The organism is Sphingomonas sp. BK235, from assembly GCF_004345855.1.
Lineage (GTDB): Bacteria > Pseudomonadota > Alphaproteobacteria > Sphingomonadales > Sphingomonadaceae > Sphingomonas.
On the sequence record NZ_SLXN01000005.1, the window covers coordinates 14,555 to 32,831 of the forward strand.

Sequence of the window (18,277 nt, forward strand, 5' to 3'; positions counted from 1 at the left end):
GCTAAGTTTCGCTTTCTTGTGTTCTGCTGCGGTCGGCGCTATGCCGGCCGCGTGAAGGGAGACGCACGTGCATTTACTTCTCGACCTGGTGAACCGGCATAAGGCGGGGGAGCGCGTCGGCGTGACCTCGGTCTGCTCGGCGCACCCGCTGGTGATCGAGGCCGCGCTGCGCCACGCGCTGGCGCACGGCGCGCCGTTCGCGCTGGTGGAGGCGACCTCCAACCAGGTGAACCAGGACGGCGGCTATACCGGCATGGTGCCGGCCGACTTCCGCGCCTTCGTCGAGCGCATCGCGGCGCGCGTCGCCTATCCGCTCGAGCGGCTGGTGCTCGGCGGCGACCATCTCGGCCCCAACGCCTGGACCGCGCTGCCCGCGGCCGAGGCGATGGACAAGGCCGCGGTGATGGTCGCCGATTACGTCCGCGCCGGCTTCGCCAAGATCCACCTCGACTGTTCGATGAGCTGCGCCGACGATCCCGTGCCGCTGCCCGAGCGGACGATCGCCGAGCGCGCCGCGCGGCTGTGCCGCGCCGCCGAGGACGCCTTCGCGGGCGATCCCGCCGCCGCCCCGGTCTACGTGATCGGCACCGAGGTGCCCGTGCCCGGCGGCGCCGCCGAGGATCTCGACGAGCTGGCGGTGACGGATCCCGAAGCGGCGATCGCCACCGTCGACATGCACCGCGAGCTGTTCCGCGCCGCCGGCCTCGCCGACGCGTGGGAGCGCGTGATCGCCACCGTCGTCCAGCCCGGCGTCGAGTTCGACCATGACAAGGTGGTCGACTACCGCCCCGAGCGCGCGGTCGCGCTCAGCCGCGCGATCGAGCCGGTGCCGCATCTGGTCTATGAGGCGCACTCGACCGACTATCAGACGCCGCAGGCGCTCGCCGCGCTGGTGCGCGATCATTTCGCGATCCTCAAGGTCGGCCCCGGCGTCACCTTCGCGCTGCGCGAGGCGCTATGGGCGCTCGACGCGATCGAGCGCGAGACCGTCGCCGAGGGCGCGCGCGCGAACCTGCGCGCGGTCACGCTCGAGCGGCTGCGCGCCGAGCCGAAGAACTGGGCGAAATATTACCACGCCACCGGCGCGGCGCTCGACCTGCAGCTGCAATACAGCCTGTCGGACCGGATCCGCTATTACTGGCCCGACGCGACGATCGCGGCGGCGCAGGAGCGGCTGTTCGCCAATTTGCGCGAGACCCCGCCGCCGCTGCCGCTGCTGAGCCAGTATCTGCCCGCGGCCTATGCCGCGGTGCGCGCCGGCCGCGCCGGCCTCGATCCCGCCGAGCTCGTGATGGCGCAGGTCGGCGCCACGCTCGACGCCTATCACGGAGCCTGTTTTCCCCATGACTGACACGCTGATCGCCGCCGCCGCCGCGGAGCCCGGCGACTCCTCCTGGACGCGCCGCGAGATCGCGCAGCAGCCAGCGACGCTGCGCGCCACCCAGAAGCTGCTGAGCGACGCGCGCGGCGAGATCGAGGCGTTCCTCGCGCCTTTGCTCGCGCGCCCCGAGCTGCGGGTCGTGCTGACCGGCGCGGGCACCTCGGCCTTCATCGGCGAGTGTTTGGCGCCGTGGCTGTCGCGCGCGCTCGGCCGCCCGGTCGAGGCGATCGCCACCACCGACATCGTCGGTGCGCCCGACCTGCACCTGCGCGCCGACGCGCCGACGCTGCTGGTCTCGTTCGGCCGCTCGGGCAGCAGCCCCGAGAGCGTCGCCGCGGTCGAGCTGGTCGACCGCCGCGTCGCCGAGGCGCACCATCTGATCGTGACCTGCAACGCCGAGGGCGAACTGGCGCGCCGCGGCGGCGCACGCACCCACGTGATCGTGCTGCCCGAGGCGACGCACGACCGCAGCTTCGCGATGACGTCGAGCTTCACCGCGATGACGCTGGCGGCGCTGTCCGCACTCGGCGGCATCGCCGCGATGGACGCGCGCATCGAGGCGATCGCGGCGGGCGTGCAGGACATGCTGGCGCGCGCCGAGCCGGTCGCGGCGGCGCTGGCCGGGCGCGGGTTCGACCGTGTCGTCTATCTCGGCAGCGGCGTGTTCAGCGGGCTGGCGCGCGAGGCCGCGCTCAAGCTGATGGAGCTGAGCGACGGTGCGGTCGTCACCGCCTTCGACAGCGCGCTCGGCTTCCGGCATGGGCCGAAGACGATCATCACCGACCGCACGCTGGCGGTGGTGTTCGTCGCCAACGATCCGCTCACCCGCCGCTACGACCTCGACATCGTCGCCGAGCTGCGCGCCGATGCGCGCGCGGGCGAGGTGGCGGTGATCTCGGCGCGCGATGACGCGGGCGCCACGATCGCGCTCGCCGGGATGGCCGACTCGCCCGACGCCGACCTGCTGTTCCCGTACATCGTGCCGGCGCAATTGTTCGCGCTCCACGTCTCGCTCGCGCTCGGGCTCACGCCCGACCAGCCCAACGCGAGCGGCACCGTCAACCGCGTGGTGCAGGGCGTGCGGATTCACGCCGACGAGGCATGAGCGCGCGCTGCTATCTCGGCGTCGACGGCGGCGGGACCAAGACCGAGTTCGTCTGCATCGACGCCGCGGGCGCGGTGATCGCGCGGGCGGTGACGGGCACGACCTACCATCTCGAGGTCGGTGAGGCGGAAGCGGTGCGGCGCATCGCCGAGGGGGTGAGCGCGATCTGCACCCAGATCGGCGCCGCGCCCGCGCAGCTCGACCACGTCTTCCTCGGGCTGCCCGCTTACGGCGAGGACAGCGCGGTCGACCCGCGGCTCGACGCCGCGGTGCGCGATCTGCTCGGGCACGCGCGCTACCGCTGCGACAATGACATGGTGTGCGGCTGGGCGGGGTCGCTCGCCTGCGCCGACGGGATCAACGTCGTCGCGGGCACCGGCTCGATCGCTTATGGCGAGCGCGGCGGTCGCGGCGCGCGTGCTGGCGGCTGGGGCGAGCTGTTCGGCGACGAGGGCTCGGCCTATTGGATCGCGCGCGCCGGGCTCGCCGCTTTCTCGCGGATGAGCGACGGGCGCTTGCGCGTCGGCCCGCTGCACGCGCTGCTGCGCGAGGCGCTCGCGCTCGACCACGACCTGGCGCTGTGCGAGCGCATGATGGGCGCGCGCGGCATGGCGCGCGGTGAGATCGCGGCGCTGGCGACGATCGTGTCGCGCGCCGCCGACGCGGGCGACGCCGCCGCGCGCGCGATCCTGGCGGAGGCGGCGGCCGAGCTGGTGCTGCTCGCGACCGCGCTGCGCGACCGGCTCGGTTTCGGGCCGGGCGAGCGCGTGCCGGTGTCCTGGTCGGGCGGCGTGCTCGCCAACGTGCCCGCGGTGCGCGACGCGTTCGCGGCGGGGCTCGACGCGGCGGGCTGCGTGCCGGTCGAGCCGCTCCACCCGCCGGGCTATGGTGCGGCATTGTACGCGCGGCACATCGCCGGGGGACACGTCCAGCGCTAGCGGAGCGGCCCCACCGGCGAACGATCACAAGGCTCCCGGTCTCCCATCCCGCGGCAGGATGGTGTGAGCCAGCCGGGTGCTCCTGCGAACGCAGGAGCCCAGAGCCACGAGTGTCTCGTCTGCGGCACTGGGCTCCCGCGTCCGCAGGAGCACGGTTCGACCCGGGGATCAGGCCCTATCCGCAAACACCGGCACCGATCACGAACGGCGGCAGCGCGCCGAGCGTCACCAGCGCCAGGCGGACGCGCAGATAGGCCCGCACATCGGGGCGCGTGCGAAGCTGGCGCCACAGCGCGCCGTCCTCGGCCAGCATCAGCGCGAGCGCGGCGACGCCGACATAGACGGCGAACCCGACCGGTGCGCGCCACGTCCCGCCCAGCGTGAACGGCACCACCGTCACCGCGACGAGGTTGGCGGTCCACAGACCCCAGCGTTCGGCGCGTCGGTCGCGCGGGTCAGCGCGCATCGCCGCCGCTCCGCCCGCGCGCGCGGGTCAGGCGATAGACGCGCGCCGGCGGCAGGTTCCACCAGGCGGTGCCGATCACCTCGGCCTCGAGGCGCAGCGCGCGCAGGACGTCCGCGGGCACCGAGCAGCGCCGGCCGTAGGTGAAGAGATACAGCCGCGCATCGGGCGTCATGCGATCGAGCGCGGCGCGCAGGATCGCCGCGACCGTGGCGGGCGGCATGGCGAGCAGGCCGAGGCCGCAGACCGCCGCCCCGTAGCGCCGCGACGTGGCGGCGCCGAGCCGCGCCGCGTCGATCGCGAGCACCTGCGCGTGCGGATAGCGGCGCGCCAGCCGGCGCGCGAGCGCGGGGTCCTGCTCGACCAGGGTGAGGTCGCGTTCGGCGACGCCGCGCGCGAGCAGCGCGGGCACAAACGCGCCGGTGCCGCTGCCCAGCTCCAGCAGCGCGCCGGCCGCCGGATCGATCTCCCGCGTGATGAGCGCGGCCAGCGCGCGGCCCGACGGCGCGATCGCCGCCATGCCGCGCGGGTCGCGCCACCAGCGCGCGAGAAAGGTCAGCCGGTCGCCCCAGTCGCGGCGCAGCGCGCCCGGCCCATGCGTCGGCGCGTCACGGCGGGGCGCGTCACGGCGGGGCGCGGCGGACGGATCGGCGAGCAGGAGCGGCGAACAGGCGTGGAGCGGCACCGCCGCGGACAGGCATCGGGTCATCGCGCGCCTCAGAAACGGTAGGAGAGGGTGAGACCGGCGAGCGGCTGCCAGCGGCTGCCCTGCTCGGTCACCGGGCTGTCGGCGGCGTCGCCGACCAGATAGGTCGCGCCCAGCCGGCCGATGACGCCCCAGTGTCGGTCGAGATAATGGCCCGCGGTCAGCCCCGCGCCGATGTCGCGGAACCCGCCGCCGGGCCGATAGGCGGCGAGCCCGCTGCGCGCCGCGTCGGCGGGGCCGATGCCGAAATAGGTGCGGGTGTAATCGCGGTCGGCCCAGCTCGCCTGCACGTCGAGCGCGACGAAGGTATCGCGCGTGCGCACCGCGGCATAGCCGAGGCTGGCGGTGGCGCTCAGTCCGTCGTGGACGCCCGCCACGTCATGGACGACGGTCAGCTCGGTCGACAGCGCGCCCTGGCCGAGCGCGTCGCCGCCGAAGCGATAGCCGACATAGCCGCCCGCCTCGACCGCGGTGCCGATCGTCGGCAGCAGCCCGACAGGGCCGTCGACGTCGTCGCGATTGAGCCGCGCGCCCAGCACCGGCCCGATCGACAGCCGCGGGTCGGAGGCGAGATCGACCCGCGCGCGCAGCCCGCGCAGCTCCAGCGTGACGCCGCGATAGCGGACATCGCCGAGCAGGAAGGGGATGACGCGTCGCTCGTCGGAGCCGTCGTAGCGCGGCGCGACCCCGGCGCCGACGGCGACCTGGCCGTGCGGCGTGTCGTCGGGCGGCACCTGCGCCCATGCCGTACAGGGAAGGAAGAGCGCGAGCGCGATCGTCGCGCGCAGCGGGCTGCGCATCGGGTAGGTCCTTTCGATCGTGGAGGGAGGGGCGTCAGCGGCGCGAGACGGGGCTGTGACGCCGCCGCGGCGTCGCGGCTGTGCCGACCCGGTCGGCCGGGAAGATCGCGCGCGTCACGCTTGGACGCGGCGTGATGGTGTCAATGCTACGCCGACAGCGCCAGCATCATCTCGCGCCCCATCGAGGCGTCGAGCAACGGGAACAGAATAGCCAGCCGCGGGAAAAGATGTGTCACCCGCCTGATGGCGACCCTGTGTTTGAACGGATGGAACGATGCTTGGGCAGGACTGGTGACGACAAGGGTCGATGACGTGTGCGACGGTGGCATGGTCCAGCTTCCTCGCTTGATCCGGTACGCTCAAGCTAGAAGGATCGACCGGTGGCCAGAATGGCGGATACCGCAGAAATCTTGCCTGATCCTGCGAAGCCCGCGCCGCCGCACGGCGGCCGATGCGGTGCGGGGGTCGACGCGCTCCACCACGCGACCGCGTCGCCGTGCTCCAGCGTAGGCGGGAGTCCAGTGTGGCAGGCGGCGATCTCGGTAACCATGGGTCCGGACCCAGAAGGTTCATTGTCGCGGAAGCGGCTCGCCCGCGTCATCCCGGGCTCGACCCGGGATCCATGGTGCCGCGAGAGCCGCCATGGTTGCTTCCGCGGAAAAATGGATCCCGGCGCGAGGCCGGGATGACGGTGGGGGAAGAGAAAGAGGTCTCCCTCACCACAGCGTTCACCCGCGACGAGCAGCGGCCGATCAGGCGACCGAAGATGCAAGCCACCTTCTGGGTCCGGACCAATGGGCTCCGTCGCTCGCCCGAACACGCCGGCGCGTCGGATGAGGCGGGTCAGTCCCTACCCGATCGGCAGCCGCCGCGTCGGGGTGCCGGTGAGCGCGAGCAAGGCGTTGGCGACCGCGGGCGCGATCGGCGGGACACCGGGCTCGCCCATGCCGGTGGGCCGCTGGGCGGAGGGCATGATATGCGTCTCGACCGCGGGCATGTCGCTCATCCGCACCACCGGATAGGTATCGAAATTGGTCTCCTGCACGACGCCGTCGACGAGCGTCATCGCCCCGAACAGCGCGGCGGACAGGCCGAAGCCGATCCCGCCCTCCATCTGCGCGCGGATCTGGTCGGGCGAGACCGCGATGCCGCAGTCGGCCACCGCGACGACGCGCCGCACCTGGGGCCTGCCCTGCTCGAGGCGCACTTCCGCCACCTGGCCGACCAGCGTGCCATAGGTCTCGTGAATGGCCAGGCCCCGCGCCCAGCCGGCGTCGAGCGCGTCGCCCCAACCGGCGCGGCGGCACAAGGTGTCGAGCAGCGCGAGGCGCCGCCGGTCGCCGGCCTTCTCGTAGAACACCCGGCGGTAGGCGGCGGGATCGCGCCCCGCGCGCCGGGCGAGCTGGTCGATGACATGCTCCATGACGAAGGCGCTGTGCGAGTGGCCGACCGAGCGCCAGAAGGAAGGCGGTATCGTGAGCGAGGGACTGAAGACCTTGCCGTCGACCGTCGCGGCGGTGGCGAAATAGGGCGAGCCCTCGATCCCCTCGACCGCCTGACCGTTCGGCCCGACCGGGACGAGCTTCTGGCAGACGCTGTGGACGCGCCAGCGCTGCGGGAAGCCGTCGCGGCCGATCTGCACCCACAGGCGGTGGTGCGACATCGGACGGAAATGGCCTGCCATCATCTCGTCCTCGCGGGTCCAGATCAGCTTCACCGGTCGCCCGTCGGTACGCTTGGCGATGCGGACGCATTCGACGACATAGTCCGCGCTCATCACCCCGCGCCGCCCGAACGAGCCGCCCGCCGGGACGACCTCGAGATCGACCCGCCCCGGGATGGTGCGCGCCGCCAGCGCGGCCTGCACCTGATCGATGCTCGGCAGGTGCGCCCCCGAGGTGAGCGAGACGTCCCAGCCCCGCACCGCGGCGACGCAGTCCAGCGTCTCCATCGGCGCATGCGCGAGATAGGGGAAGTCGAACGTGAACGCGACGACGTCGCCGCGCAGCGGCGCCTCGGGCGTGTCGCCCTTCATGGCGAAGTCGCTCGGGCGCACGTCGCCGCGCCCGGCGGCGAGCTCGTGGTAAAGGCGGACCAGCTCGGGGGTCGACCGGCGCTCGGCCGCGCTGTCGTCCCACTCGACCCGCAGCGCGTCGCGGCCGCGGCGCGCCGCCATGGTGGTTTCCGCGACCACCGCGACCCCGGTCTCGATCGCGAAGACGTCGACCACGCCCTTCACCGCGCGGGCGTCCGACGGATCGAAGCGCGCGAGCCGCCCACCGAAGCGCGGGCTGTGCGCCACCATCGCGACCAGCAGGCCGGGTCGCTGGACATCCTGCGTATAGACCTGCGCGCCGGTGCTCTTGGCCACGCTGTCCTTGCGACGGACGCGATCGGTGCCGATCAGCCTGTAATCGCTCGCCGGCTTGAGCGTCGGCCGCTGCGGGGGAGTCTGGCGCGCGGCGTCGGCGAGCAGCGCCGCGAAGGTCGCGGAGCGGCCCGAACCGGGGTGGGAGACCACGCCGTCGCGCACCGTGATGAGCCGGCGCGGCACCTGCCAGCGCAGCGCCGCGGCGTCGACGAACATCGCGCGCGCGGCGGCACCGGCGGTGCGCATCAGGTCCCAGTTGGACGCGATCGAGCGCGACCCGACCGACGCCTGCGGCCCATAGGCGCGGAAGTTGCTGCGTGCGCTCACCACGCTCACGCGCGCCCAGTCGGCATCCAGCTCCTCGGCGATCATCGCCGCCATGCCGGCATGGATCCCCTGGCCGAGCTCCTGCTGGCGATTGACGACGGTGACGCTGCCGTCGGGGGCGATGCGGATATAGGCGCCGAAGGCGCTCGGCGCCGGATCGGTGCCGCCCCCGCTCAGCAGGGCGCCGCCCACCGCCATCGGGTGGGTCGCGGCATAGCCGACCACCAGCGCGCCGCCGGCGAGCGACCCGCCCAGGATCAGGCGCCGCCGCGTCAGCCGCGGTCCGCGCGTCAGAGGAGGAACGTTCATGCCGGACACCTCGCCCCCGTTTCGAGCCACGCCGCGATCAGCGCGCCAAATTCTTCCTGCGTCCCCGGCGCGGGCTCGCGCGTGCCGCCGGGGTGCCATGCCCAGCCGACCAGCGCGTCCTGCGCCAGGTGACGGCGCAGCGCGGCGCGGTCCATGTGCGCGCGTGCGGGATCGAGCATCTGGCGGCAGATCGCGCCGAGCGAGCGGCCCTGCCACGCCATCTCCGCCGGGGCGAGCCGCCACGCCGCATGGCCCGGCACACCCGCGGGCGCGAAATTCGCCGCATGGTGGCAGGTGGTGCAGCGCAGCGTCACCTCGCCGCCGCCGTCGACACCCCGCCGGACGCTGGGCAGATGCGGCCGCATCCGGCCCGTCTGCGTCGGGCTGTCACCGCGCGGGTGGCAGTTCAGGCAGCGCGGATGCTGGATCACGCGCCCGGCCTCGGCGAACAGGGCGACCGACCGCGCCGACGGATCGCGTATCGCGGCGAACGACACCACGGGCCGCAGATGCGTCACCGTCGCCTGCCGCGGCGCGGACGCGAGCGGACCGGGCCGCGGCAGAGCGGCGGGGCGGAGCGCGAGGCCGGCGACCAGCAGGATGCCGGCGAGCAGGACCAGCGCCAGCGGCAGGCAGCCCGGCCGCCGCCGGCGACGACCGGTCTCCCCCGCGCGAGCGCGGCGCCATCGGCTCACGCGACCTGCCCCGCGGCGGCGCGCGCGCGCGCGGCATCGTGGATCGCCGCGCGGATGCGGTTGTAGGTCGCGCAGCGGCAGATGTTGCCGCTCATCGCCGCGTCGATGTCGCGGTCGGTCGGCGCGGCGCGCACGCGCAGCAACGCGATGGCGCTCATGATCTGGCCCGACTGGCAGAAGCCGCATTGCGGCACGTCGCGCGCGATCCAGGCGGCGCGCACCGCCTCGGCCTCGGCGCCGGCGACCGCCTCGATCGTGACGACCTGCGCCCCGGCCGCAGCCTCCAGCGGCAGCGAACAGGATCGCATCGGCTGGCCGTCGACATGGACGGTGCAGGCGCCGCACTGGCCCACGCCGCAGCCATATTTGGTGCCGGTGAGATGGAGCGTGTCGCGCAGGATCCAGAGGAGCGGCGTCTCACCGTCCTCCTCGATCATGTGCGGGCGGCCATTGACCACGACCTCGTACAGCATGTGACAGGCTCGACGCAGCTTAAGGGGAGCCGCAGGTCTAACCCCGCGCCATCCGGCCCCGAACGCCGATTCCTTCAGAAAACATGCCTGATACCCCAGCCATGGCGCACGCGCCGCGCCGTCGGGTGCGGTGTGATCCGACCAGCGGCTCAGCCGAGCGACGCGCTCTCCACCAGCACCAGCGCGCCCATCTTCGCCAGCAGCAGTTCGGCGACACCCTCCTCCAGGCCGCTCACCGCGACACCGATGCGATAGGTATCGCCGTCGCGCTCCACCCGCGCCTCGTCGACCGCGATCGAGCGGACCGCGAGCAGGTTCAGCACGCGAAGCGGCAGGTCGGGGGATGCCACGCCGGCGACGTGGAAACGGACGGTCATCGGATCAGCCTTTGTCGACGCTGGAACCTCATCATGGCGGCGGCGCGGCGGAAAAGCTGTCCTCATCCACCCCGTTTCGGCTAGGATCGCGCACGATCATCCCCGTGAGCGGCGATTGGCGGTGAAAATGACCGATCTCGACGATTATGACCGCCGTCTCTTGCGCGAGCTGCAACGCGACGGCCAGCAGACCGTCGCCCAGCTCGCCGCCAAGGTGGGCCTCTCCGCCTCCCCGTGCTGGCGGCGGATCGACCGGCTCGAGCGCGAGGGGGTGATCCGCGGGCGGGTCGCGGTGGTGGATCGGCGCAAGGTCGGGCTGAGCGCGCATATCTTCGCGCAGGTAAGGCTCAACGCGCACGGTCGCGCCAACCTGGACGAGTTCGCCGCGGCGATCCGCGGCTTCCCGGAGGTGCTCGACGCTTATGTGCTGATGGGCACCACCGACTTCATGCTGCGCATCGTGGCGCGCGACATCGACGCCTATGAACGCTTCTTCTTCGACAAGCTGAGCCGGCTCGCCGGCGTGCAGGAGATCACCTCCACCGTCGCCTTGTCGGAGATCAAGTCGACCGCGGAGCTGCCGATCTGATCCCGGCGTGCCGGCCGCGCGCGCCGGCCGGCGCGCGGCGGGGCGATGGAGGGCGGGGGGCGATCAGGACGATTTCGCCTTGCCGCCCTTCTTCCCCAGCTCGGCCTGCGCCGCGGACGAGGTGCGCGGGTTCTTCTTGCCCTCCTTGGCGGCCTTGGCATTGGCCTTCTGCGCGGTCGCGCTGCCGTGACCTTTCTTCTCCGTCATCCTCGCCCTCCGTCACGATCCGGCTCGAACGACGGCGCGCGCGGGTTGGTTGCCGTCGGGCCGCGCGCCCAGGCCGTCACCCGAGAAAGGCGCAGGGCCTCACGACGCACGGTCGGAGTCCGTCCGTCGCCCGTCCGCACCGCAACAAGCTTTTCTCTTCTTTGTGAAGGGGAAAGAGATCCCGTCGACTCCGTTCCCGGCCTGTGGCAGTATCGCGGGCCTTGGGGAGAGATGCCGGCGACGGAACATCTTCGCGCGGTATCGGCATGCTGGGGGGCTGCACATGGATCGCCGCGACTTCGTCTTCTCGTTGACCGCCACCACCTTCCTGTCCTTTTCGTACAAAGCGCGCGCGCAGGCGGCCAGGCCGCCGGTCGCCAAGACGGTCGACGCGGTCGACACGCGGCTCGGCTACACGCTGCGCGATCCCTATCGCTGGATGGAGGACGCCAAGGACCCCGACTGGGCACCCTGGATGCGCGCGCAGGGGGCCTATGCGCGCGCCGCGCTCGACGCGCTGCCCGATCATGACGCGCTGCTGCGGCGGATCGGCGAGCTGACCGGCGACCTGCCGATCGCGTCGCGGGTGCAGCGCACCGGCGACGCCACCTTCGTCGAGTTCCGCCCCGCGGGGGCGAGCGTGCCCAAGCTCTACGTCATCGCGCGCCCCGGCGCGCCCCGGACGCTGCTGGTCGATCCCGAGGCGGTGAAGGACGCCGACGGCGCGCACATGAGCCTCGACTGGTGGCGCGCCTCCGACGACGGCGCGCTGGTCGCTTATGGCCTGTCGCCCGCGGGATCGGAGGAATCGGTCGCGCGCGTGCTGCGCGTCGCCGACCGCACGCATTTTCCCGAGACGATCGACCGCGCGCGCTTCGCCAGCCCGCAATGGCTGCCCGACGGCTCGGGCTTCTTCTACACGCGCGGGCGCGAGGGCGCGGTGCGCGGCGCGCCGGACTATCTGCTCAACACCGTGGCCTGGCTCCACCGGCTCGGCACCGACCCGCGCCAGGACGTGCGGATCGCGGGCGGCGGCGACACGCTCGACGGCTATACGCTGCTGCCGATCGACTTCCCCTTCGTGGTGGTCGCGCCGGGGTCGGACATGGCGCTGCTGCTGCCCTATGGCGGGGTGCGGCGCGAGAATGCGCTGCTCGCCGCGCCGCTGGCCGAGGCGATGAGCGGGCGCGCGCGCTGGCGCGCGGTGGCGCGGCTGGAGGATCAGGTCACCGCCTTCGCGCTGCGCGGGCGCGACGTCTATGTCGTGTCGGAGAAAGGCGCGCCGCTCGGGCGCGTGCTGCGCACCTCCGCCACCGCGCCCGATCTCGCGCGCGCCGCGGTGGTGGTGCCGGAGGGGACGACCCCGATCGAGACCGCCGACGCCGGGTTGGTGGCGACGCGCGACGGCGTCTATTTCGCGCGCCAGAACGGCGGGCCGATGACGCTCCACCGCCTCGCCCCCGACGGCGCGCTGACCGACATCGCCATGCCCTATGACGCGGGCATCTACGCGCTGTTCGGCACGACCGACCGCGACGGCGTCGACGTGCGCATGGCGGGCTGGGTCGAGCCGTTCGCGATCTATCGCTACCAGCCCGGCGGAAAGCTCGCCGATACCGGGCTGAGCCCGCGCCCGCGCTTCTCCACCGCCGCCTATGAATCGACCCGGCTGATCGCCACCGCGCGCGACGGCACCAAGGTGCCGGTGTCGATCATCGCCAAGCGCGGGCTGGCGCGCGACGGCACCGCGCCCGCGCTGGGGCAATGCTATTCGAGCTACGGCATCTCCGCCTCGCCGATCTTCTCGCCGCGCTCGATCGCCTTCCTGGAGCGCGGCGGGGTGATGTTCGAGGTCCATGCGCGCGGCGGCGGCGAATATGGCTCGCCGTGGTGGCGCGCCGGGCAGAAGGCGAACAAGGCCAACACCTGGCACGATTTCATCGACGGCTGCGCGGCGGTGGTGAAGGCGGGCTGGACCGCCCCTGCGCGGCTGACGATCATGGGCACGTCCGCGGGCGGGATCGCGGTGGGCAATGCGCTGGTCGAGCGGCCCGATCTGTTCGCCGGCGCGATCGACAATGTCGGCTGGACCAACACCGCGCGCGCCGGGGTCGAGCAGAACAGTGCGCCCAATTTCCCCGAGTTCGGCGACCCGTCGAACGACGCGGAATATCGCGGGCTGGTGGCGATGGACGCCTATCAGAAGGTGCGCGACGGCGTGCGCTATCCCGCGGTACTGGCGATGACGGGGATGACGGACCCGCGCGTCGCGCCCTGGCACCCCGCCAAGATGGCGGCGCGGCTCCAGCGCGCCTCGACCGGCGGGCCGGTGCTGCTGCGGGTCGATTTCGACGCGGGCCACGGGCTGGGCTCGACGCGCCAGCAGACCGACGCGCAATGGGCCGACGTCTTCGCCTTCGTGCTGGCCACGGCGGGAACCGCCCGCCCCGGGGTGAGCGCGGGGCGAGCGCGGCCTCAGCCGTCCGCGCCGCCGTCGTCGTAGCGGCGCGTGGCGGCGTCGATCGCGGCGTCATGCGCCAGTGCCCAGGCGCACAGCGCCTCGAACGGCTGGCGCAGCGAATGGCCCAGCGGCGTGATCGCATATTCCACCCCGATCGGCGTGGTCGGCAGCACCGTGCGCGTCACCAGCCCGTTGCGCTCGAGCCGCTTGAGCGCGTCGGCCAGCGACTTGTGCGTCACGCCGTCGAGCCGGCGCTTGATCGCGTTGAAGCGCGCGGGGCGCGGGCACAGCACGGTCAGGATCAGGATCGTCCATTTGTCCGCGATCTTGTCGAGCACGGGGCGGACGCGCGCCATGTCGGTGCGCGCCTGCGCGCTGAGCGCGTCGAGGTCGGTATCATCGGCCATATCTGCTCTACTCTAGGTGCGTTCTTGCGACCAGATATAGGGGATATATCTGGTTTGCCATCAACGACGAAGGACGTTCGAATGGCAATGATGACGGACAAGACCGCGCTGGTGATCGGCGGCGCCAAGGGGATCGGCCTGGCGATCGCGCGCCGGCTGGCGGAGGAGGGCGCACACGTCTTCCTCACCGGGCGCAGCGCGGACGAGGTGGACGCCGCGGCGGCGGCGATCGGCGGCGCGGCGACGGGGATCGTCGCCGACGCGAGCGTCGCGGCGGATCTGGCGCGCGCGGTGCGCGCGGTGACCGACCGGCACGAGCGGATCGACGCGCTCGTGCTCAACGCCGGTATCTCCGAGGCGGCGACGGTGGAGGAGGAGGATGCCACCTTCTTCGACCGCCATTTCGCGATCAACGTCCGCGGCGCGCTGTTCGGCCTGCAGGCCGCGCTGGGCGCGATGCGCGCGGGATCGGCGGTGGTGCTGGTCGGCTCGATCGCGGATCAGATCGGCACGCCCGGGCGCGGCGCCTATAGCGCGACCAAGGCGGCCTTGCGCTCCTACGCGCGGACCTGGACCAGCGAGCTGGCGCCGCGCGGCATCCGCGTCAACGTCGTCAGCCCCGGCCCGACCGACACCGCGATGATGGCGGCGGCGTCGCAGGAGCTGCGCGACGCGATCATGGCGCGCATCCCGCTCGGCCGCATGGCGCGCCCCGAGGAGGTGGCGGCGGCGACCGCTTTCCTGCTCTCCGACGCGGCGAGCTATATCGCGGGGGCGGAGCTGTGCGTCGACGGCGGGCTCGCGCAGGTGTGACGCCGCGGCGGGGCGCGCGCGAACGGTCGGCGGGCGCCCCGCCAATCCGGCATAATGGAGCCGGCGGGAAATGGAAGAAATCGCCGGTTGACGCTCCGCAAGTCGCTCATCATTGTCCGCGCCGGACAGAAGAAGCCACCGACTCGCCGCGATAGACGCGGCGCTCGCTTAATGGTCGCATCACGCGAAGCAGGCCATAACCAGATAAGCGAGCAGGAGAAGGGTGATGCCAAGGCATGGAATCTATCCGCGCGACATCATACCGCCGGTGTCGGACTATTACGACTCGGGGCGGTTCGGTCGCATGTTCGGCAAGCTGCCGGCGTTCGCGGCGGACACGCCGCGCATCCGCAAGGCATTGCTGGAGATCGGCGCGGTCGACGGCCCGATGGACGCGCGCGAGGCGCTCGACGCCGACCCCAAGGAGCTGATCACCGACCTCAATCTGTCGGCGCACAACACCAACAACCCGCGACTGTCGGCGGGGATGACCTTCCTGGGCCAGTTTCTCGACCATGACATGACGTTCGACCCCACCTCCAGCCTCGAGCGGCAGGTCGATCCCGAGCAGATCGCCAACTTCCGCACGCCGACGCTGGCGCTCGACAACGTCTATGGCAGCGGGCCGGGCGGCAGCCCGCACCTCTACGACCGCGCCGACGGTGACAAGTTCCTGCTCGAGCCGACCGGCACGCCGGGCAAGGACGACGTGCCGCGCAACAGCCAGGGCATCGCGCTGATCGGCGACCCGCGCGACGACGAGAATCTGATCATCTCGCAGTTGCAGGTCGCGTTCCTGCGCTTCCACAATGCGGTGGTCGATCATGTCCGCACCGAGCTGGGGCTGACCGGCGGCGCGGTCTTCCCCGAGGCGCAGCGGATCGTGCGCTGGCATTACCAGTGGATCGTGATCCACGAATTCCTGCGCAAGACGTGCGGCGACGCGGTGGTCGACGACGTGCTCGCGCACGGCCGGAGATTCTTCAAATGGCGCAACGAGCCCTATATCCCGGTGGAGTTCGCGGTCGGCGCCTACCGGTTCGGGCACAGCCAGGTGCGACCGTCCTATCGCGCGAATTTCACGGGCAGTCCGGGTGGCGCGCCGTTCTTCGCGATGATCTTCCGGGAACAGTCGCTCCCCGCCGACGACCCCGACGACCTGTCGGGCAGCGTGCGCGCGCCGCGGCGCTTCGTCGACTGGCCGACCTTCTTCGATTTCGGCGACGGCGAGGTGAAGCCCAACAAGAAGATCGACACGACGCTGTCGACCGCCCTGTTCCGGCTGCCGGGCACGGTGGTGGCGCATCCCGACGCGGCCGCCAACCCCGCCTCGCTGGCGCAGCGCAACCTGCTGCGCCACCTGACCTTCTCGCTCCCGTCGGGGCAGCGCGTCGCCAAGGCGATGAAGATCGCGCCGCTCGACAAGGCGCATCTGTCCAAGCTGGCGCCCTGGGGGTTGGACGATCATACGCCGCTGTGGTTCTACGTGCTGCAGGAGGCGGAGAGCCTCGCGGCGGGCGAGCGGCTCGGCCCGGTCGGCGGGCGCATCGTCGCCGAGGTGATGATCGGGCTGATCGAGGGCGACCGCACCTCCTATCTGTCGCAGGAGCCCGAGTGGCAGCCGTTCCTGCCGACGATCCGGCCGCAGGACCAGCACGAGCGGTTCGCGATGGTCGACCTGCTGCGCTTCGCGGGCGTCGCCTGAGCGCGGCGCGCCCTGCCGCCCCGGGGGACCGGGGCGGCGAGCGACGCGGGTGAGGGGGACGGGACCGGCTCGGCGGGGTCAGCCGTCGGGCGTGTCGCCGAACGACAGCGCCTCGGCCGAGCCGACCTTGGTCTCGCCGGCGAAGAGCTGGTCGAGCCGGTCCCGCACCTCGCGGCGGAGGTCCTGCGCGCCGCGGCGGCGCGGGCCGGCGACCGAGACCTCGTCGGCGATCGCGTCCTTGATGCGGGTGAGCGCGGCGTCGGGCAGCACGCCCGCGTCGCGCAGCTCGACGCAGAGCTGCACCAGCCCGACCGCGGTCGCCTGCGCGCGCAGGCCGACGTTGACGACGTCGAAGTGCAACCTTTTCTGCTTGTCGATCGAATGCATCGCGCCTCTCCTTGTCCGAGGGGGAACGCGCGACCCCGCCGCTGCGATGCGCGAGGCGGCGCGCGCCCCTCGTTTCCGGCCGCGGTGCGATCGCGCCCGATCCGGCGATGGTCGCCAATATGGTGGCAATTCTGTCGCGGAGTCTGCGGCGAACTCATTGACGCTACGGCAAACTTAACCGACGAGCCCGGTGGGGAGCGCGTCCTGGGGGCGCAACGAAGCCGGGGGGCTGATCAATGACCGCGAGGAGGCATTACCTCGAACTCGACGGGCTGCGCGGTGTCGCCGCGCTGTCGGTCGCGCTGTCTTGCCGGCCGCCGTTCTTCGGTGCGCGACGGGGGCCGTCCATGCGCGCGCGCCTCCGCCGCCTGCGGCCGACCAGCGTCGGCGGCGCTGCCGCGCCACTCGCCCCGAACACGATCGGCCGTCACCAGGTGGGAGACCCCTCATGTCGTCAACCGTAGCAACATCCCCGCTCCCGCTCGACGCGGCGGCGACCGAGGCCGAGACGCCGCCCGCCCGCCGCGAGCGGCTCCATTACATTCAGGCCGCGCGCGTGGTCGCGATCTTCCTCGTCGTGCTGTCGCACACCCGCTTCCTCTTCCCGCCCGCGGACGCGGTCTGGTCGCCGACGATGTTGCTGCTGTTGCGCAGCATCAACCTCATCTTCATCTTCATCTCGGGCTTTCTCTTCCAGTATCTGTCGGCGACCTTCCATTATCGCAGCTATCTGAAGAGCAAGGGGCGCAACGTCGTGCTCCCCTATCTGTTCTGCTCGATCCCGGCGCTGTTCATGTTCCTCTCCGGGATCAAGCACGTCAGCGAGACCGGCGCGCCCGCCTTCGTCGACACCGCGGTGGAGGTGCTGCTGTTCCTGCTGCTGACCGGCAGCCACCTCACGCCGCTGTGGTTCATCCCGGTGATGGTGATCTTCTACCTGCTGTCGCCCGTGTTCCTGGCGATCGACCGTCGCCCGCGGCTCTATCTGTCGCTGGTGCCGCTGCTCGCGCTGTCCTTCTATCTGTCGCGCTCGCCCGGCGACGTGTCGCCGCTGCACAACGCCGCTTTCTACCTGCCGGTCTATCTCGGCGGCATGTGCCTGAGCCATTATCGCGAGCGGATGATGCCGCCGCTGGCGCGCTGGTATCCGCTGCTCGCGCTGGCGATCTTCCTGCCGCTGCTGTTCGACATGCGCGGCGCCGGGCACGAGGGCGTGTACCTGGTGTCGAAGATGCTGTTCTGCCTCGCCGTGCTCGGTTTCCTTCACCGCTTCGTCAACGGCCTGCCGCCGCTGGTGAGCCGGCTCGGCGACATGAGCTTCGGCGTGTTCTTCGTTCACCAATATGTGATCTCGGCGCTGGAGAAGGCGCAGCACAAGCTGCCGATCCCGCCGCTCAGCGGGGTGGTGGCCTTTGTCGTCGCCGCGCTGGCGGTCACCGTCGTGTCGCTGGCGATCGTGCGCGTCGTCCAGCTCGTCGCCGGGCGCCGCAGCCGACAGCTCGTCGGCGCCTGACCGGCGGCCGCGGCTCAGCCGCGGTGGTGCTCGGTCGCCGCGGCCGCGTCGGCGTCGGCGCGCGCCAGCGCCGCGACGATCGCGTCCCATTCCGCGCGCACGGCGCCCTCGGCGGCGTCGCGTTGCGCCGCGGCCACCCCGATCGCGCGCGTGCCCAGCGCCGCGCGCAGGCGCTGCGCATATACCGCGATCAACCTGGCGCGCTCGGTCATGCCACCTCCATCGGCGCCGCGGGCGCACTCGATCCCGG

At 72.1% G+C, this 18,277-nt stretch carries 19 protein-coding genes; 8 read left to right on the plus strand and 11 right to left on the minus strand.

The window, feature by feature from the left end:
• The first annotated feature begins 67 nt into the window (after window positions 1-67).
• From EV292_RS13750 to EV292_RS13760, 3 genes are read left to right on the plus strand one after another with little or no spacing between them, the layout of a single operon-like run.
• Window positions 68-1,351, plus strand: a complete 1,284-nt coding sequence (locus tag EV292_RS13750; protein ID WP_132909813.1) for a D-tagatose-bisphosphate aldolase, class II, non-catalytic subunit — start codon at window positions 68-70, stop codon at window positions 1,349-1,351.
• Window positions 1,344-2,486, plus strand: coding sequence for an SIS domain-containing protein (locus EV292_RS13755; protein ID WP_132909814.1), 1,143 nt, complete (start codon window positions 1,344-1,346; stop codon window positions 2,484-2,486). The genes EV292_RS13750 and EV292_RS13755 overlap by 8 nt, the downstream gene beginning before the upstream one ends.
• Window positions 2,483-3,424 (plus strand): BadF/BadG/BcrA/BcrD ATPase family protein, encoded by a 942-nt coding sequence (locus tag EV292_RS13760; protein WP_132909815.1) that lies wholly within the window; start codon window positions 2,483-2,485, stop codon window positions 3,422-3,424. Before EV292_RS13755 ends, EV292_RS13760 begins: the two co-directional genes overlap by 4 nt.
• Window positions 3,425-3,599: 175 nt before the next feature.
• Here EV292_RS13760 and EV292_RS13765 read toward each other — a convergent pair whose 3' ends face one another.
• The 7 genes from EV292_RS13765 to EV292_RS13795 form a co-directional block, all read right to left on the minus strand.
• Window positions 3,600-3,890 carry a hypothetical protein gene (locus EV292_RS13765; protein ID WP_132909816.1) on the minus strand — a complete coding sequence of 97 codons (291 nt, stop codon included), beginning with the start codon at window positions 3,888-3,890 and terminating at the stop codon, window positions 3,600-3,602.
• Window positions 3,880-4,596 carry a methyltransferase domain-containing protein gene (locus EV292_RS13770; RefSeq protein ID WP_207913433.1) on the minus strand — a complete coding sequence of 239 codons (717 nt, stop codon included), beginning with the start codon at window positions 4,594-4,596 and terminating at the stop codon, window positions 3,880-3,882. The genes EV292_RS13765 and EV292_RS13770 overlap by 11 nt, the downstream gene beginning before the upstream one ends.
• An 8-nt stretch (window positions 4,597-4,604) precedes the next feature.
• Window positions 4,605-5,393, minus strand: coding sequence for a MipA/OmpV family protein (locus tag EV292_RS13775; protein ID WP_132909817.1), 789 nt, complete (start codon window positions 5,391-5,393; stop codon window positions 4,605-4,607).
• Between the two features lie 850 nt (window positions 5,394-6,243).
• Window positions 6,244-8,400, minus strand: a complete 2,157-nt coding sequence (locus tag EV292_RS13780) for a molybdopterin cofactor-binding domain-containing protein (RefSeq protein WP_132909818.1) — start codon at window positions 8,398-8,400, stop codon at window positions 6,244-6,246.
• Entirely contained in the window at window positions 8,397-9,095 is a 699-nt protein-coding gene (locus EV292_RS13785; protein WP_132909819.1) for an Isoquinoline 1-oxidoreductase subunit, read from the minus strand. The genes EV292_RS13780 and EV292_RS13785 overlap by 4 nt, the downstream gene beginning before the upstream one ends.
• Window positions 9,092-9,568, minus strand: a complete 477-nt coding sequence (locus EV292_RS13790) for a (2Fe-2S)-binding protein (protein ID WP_132909820.1) — start codon at window positions 9,566-9,568, stop codon at window positions 9,092-9,094. Before EV292_RS13790 ends, EV292_RS13785 begins: the two co-directional genes overlap by 4 nt.
• Window positions 9,569-9,717: 149 nt before the next feature.
• Window positions 9,718-9,945, minus strand: a complete 228-nt coding sequence (locus tag EV292_RS13795; protein WP_132909821.1) for a hypothetical protein — start codon at window positions 9,943-9,945, stop codon at window positions 9,718-9,720.
• 127 nt (window positions 9,946-10,072) lie between these two features.
• Between EV292_RS13795 and EV292_RS13800 the strand changes: the two genes are divergently transcribed.
• Window positions 10,073-10,534 carry an Lrp/AsnC family transcriptional regulator gene (locus EV292_RS13800; RefSeq protein WP_132909822.1) on the plus strand — a complete coding sequence of 154 codons (462 nt, stop codon included), beginning with the start codon at window positions 10,073-10,075 and terminating at the stop codon, window positions 10,532-10,534.
• 63 nt (window positions 10,535-10,597) lie between these two features.
• On the opposite strand, the gene EV292_RS22675 is transcribed toward EV292_RS13800, so the two are convergent.
• The gene (locus EV292_RS22675) at window positions 10,598-10,741 is read right to left on the minus strand and encodes a hypothetical protein (protein WP_165927112.1); all 144 of its coding nucleotides are present in this window, start codon (window positions 10,739-10,741) and stop codon (window positions 10,598-10,600) included.
• A gap of 283 nt (window positions 10,742-11,024) precedes the next feature.
• Here EV292_RS22675 and EV292_RS13805 point away from each other — a divergent pair, with 283 nt between their 5' ends.
• Window positions 11,025-13,244, plus strand: coding sequence for a prolyl oligopeptidase family serine peptidase (locus EV292_RS13805; RefSeq protein WP_132909823.1), 2,220 nt, complete (start codon window positions 11,025-11,027; stop codon window positions 13,242-13,244).
• Here EV292_RS13805 and EV292_RS13810 read toward each other — a convergent pair.
• On the minus strand, window positions 13,217-13,609 hold the full coding sequence (locus tag EV292_RS13810) for a helix-turn-helix domain-containing protein (RefSeq protein ID WP_132909824.1): 393 nt from the start codon (window positions 13,607-13,609) through the stop codon (window positions 13,217-13,219). The two genes, EV292_RS13805 and EV292_RS13810, sit on opposite strands and share 28 nt — an antisense overlap.
• Window positions 13,610-13,690: 81 nt before the next feature.
• Here EV292_RS13810 and EV292_RS13815 point away from each other — a divergent pair, with 81 nt between their 5' ends.
• Together EV292_RS13815 and EV292_RS13820 are read left to right on the plus strand one after the other, a co-directional pair.
• Window positions 13,691-14,422: an SDR family oxidoreductase gene (locus tag EV292_RS13815; RefSeq protein WP_132909825.1), complete on the plus strand. Its 732-nt coding sequence runs from the start codon at window positions 13,691-13,693 to the stop codon at window positions 14,420-14,422.
• A 226-nt stretch (window positions 14,423-14,648) separates the two neighbouring features.
• Window positions 14,649-16,127, plus strand: a complete 1,479-nt coding sequence (locus EV292_RS13820; protein ID WP_132909826.1) for a heme peroxidase family protein — start codon at window positions 14,649-14,651, stop codon at window positions 16,125-16,127.
• Between the two features lie 78 nt (window positions 16,128-16,205).
• On the opposite strand, the gene EV292_RS13825 is transcribed toward EV292_RS13820, so the two are convergent.
• On the minus strand, window positions 16,206-16,514 hold the full coding sequence (locus EV292_RS13825; RefSeq protein WP_132909827.1) for a hypothetical protein: 309 nt from the start codon (window positions 16,512-16,514) through the stop codon (window positions 16,206-16,208).
• A gap of 448 nt (window positions 16,515-16,962) precedes the next feature.
• Here EV292_RS13825 and EV292_RS13830 point away from each other — a divergent pair, with 448 nt between their 5' ends.
• Complete coding sequence (locus EV292_RS13830) at window positions 16,963-18,027, plus strand: acyltransferase (protein ID WP_132909828.1); 1,065 nt, start codon at window positions 16,963-16,965, stop codon at window positions 18,025-18,027.
• 14 nt (window positions 18,028-18,041) lie between these two features.
• Here EV292_RS13830 and EV292_RS13835 read toward each other — a convergent pair whose 3' ends face one another.
• Window positions 18,042-18,239, minus strand: a complete 198-nt coding sequence (locus tag EV292_RS13835) for a hypothetical protein (protein ID WP_132909829.1) — start codon at window positions 18,237-18,239, stop codon at window positions 18,042-18,044.
• Window positions 18,240-18,277: the final 38 nt, after the last annotated feature.

What these genes read in the sequence shown, in the direction of transcription:
- EV292_RS13755 (WP_132909814.1), top strand. Translation starts at nt 1,344, where the DNA reads ATGACTGACACGCTGATCGCCGCCGCCGCCGCGGAGCCCGGCGACTCC.
- EV292_RS13760 (WP_132909815.1), top strand. Translation starts at nt 2,483, where the DNA reads ATGAGCGCGCGCTGCTATCTCGGCGTCGACGGCGGCGGGACCAAGACC.
- EV292_RS13765 (WP_132909816.1), bottom strand. Translation starts at nt 3,890, where the DNA reads ATGCGCGCTGACCCGCGCGACCGACGCGCCGAACGCTGGGGTCTGTGG.
- EV292_RS13770 (WP_207913433.1), bottom strand. Translation starts at nt 4,596, where the DNA reads ATGACCCGATGCCTGTCCGCGGCGGTGCCGCTCCACGCCTGTTCGCCG.
- EV292_RS13775 (WP_132909817.1), bottom strand. Translation starts at nt 5,393, where the DNA reads ATGCGCAGCCCGCTGCGCGCGACGATCGCGCTCGCGCTCTTCCTTCCC.
- EV292_RS13780 (WP_132909818.1), bottom strand. Translation starts at nt 8,400, where the DNA reads ATGAACGTTCCTCCTCTGACGCGCGGACCGCGGCTGACGCGGCGGCGC.
- EV292_RS13790 (WP_132909820.1), bottom strand. Translation starts at nt 9,568, where the DNA reads ATGCTGTACGAGGTCGTGGTCAATGGCCGCCCGCACATGATCGAGGAG.
- EV292_RS13795 (WP_132909821.1), bottom strand. Translation starts at nt 9,945, where the DNA reads ATGACCGTCCGTTTCCACGTCGCCGGCGTGGCATCCCCCGACCTGCCG.
- EV292_RS13800 (WP_132909822.1), top strand. Translation starts at nt 10,073, where the DNA reads ATGACCGATCTCGACGATTATGACCGCCGTCTCTTGCGCGAGCTGCAA.
- EV292_RS22675 (WP_165927112.1), bottom strand. Translation starts at nt 10,741, where the DNA reads ATGACGGAGAAGAAAGGTCACGGCAGCGCGACCGCGCAGAAGGCCAAT.
- EV292_RS13805 (WP_132909823.1), top strand. Translation starts at nt 11,025, where the DNA reads ATGGATCGCCGCGACTTCGTCTTCTCGTTGACCGCCACCACCTTCCTG.
- EV292_RS13810 (WP_132909824.1), bottom strand. Translation starts at nt 13,609, where the DNA reads ATGGCCGATGATACCGACCTCGACGCGCTCAGCGCGCAGGCGCGCACC.
- EV292_RS13815 (WP_132909825.1), top strand. Translation starts at nt 13,691, where the DNA reads ATGGCAATGATGACGGACAAGACCGCGCTGGTGATCGGCGGCGCCAAG.
- EV292_RS13820 (WP_132909826.1), top strand. Translation starts at nt 14,649, where the DNA reads ATGCCAAGGCATGGAATCTATCCGCGCGACATCATACCGCCGGTGTCG.
- EV292_RS13825 (WP_132909827.1), bottom strand. Translation starts at nt 16,514, where the DNA reads ATGCATTCGATCGACAAGCAGAAAAGGTTGCACTTCGACGTCGTCAAC.
- EV292_RS13830 (WP_132909828.1), top strand. Translation starts at nt 16,963, where the DNA reads ATGTCGTCAACCGTAGCAACATCCCCGCTCCCGCTCGACGCGGCGGCG.
- EV292_RS13835 (WP_132909829.1), bottom strand. Translation starts at nt 18,239, where the DNA reads ATGACCGAGCGCGCCAGGTTGATCGCGGTATATGCGCAGCGCCTGCGC.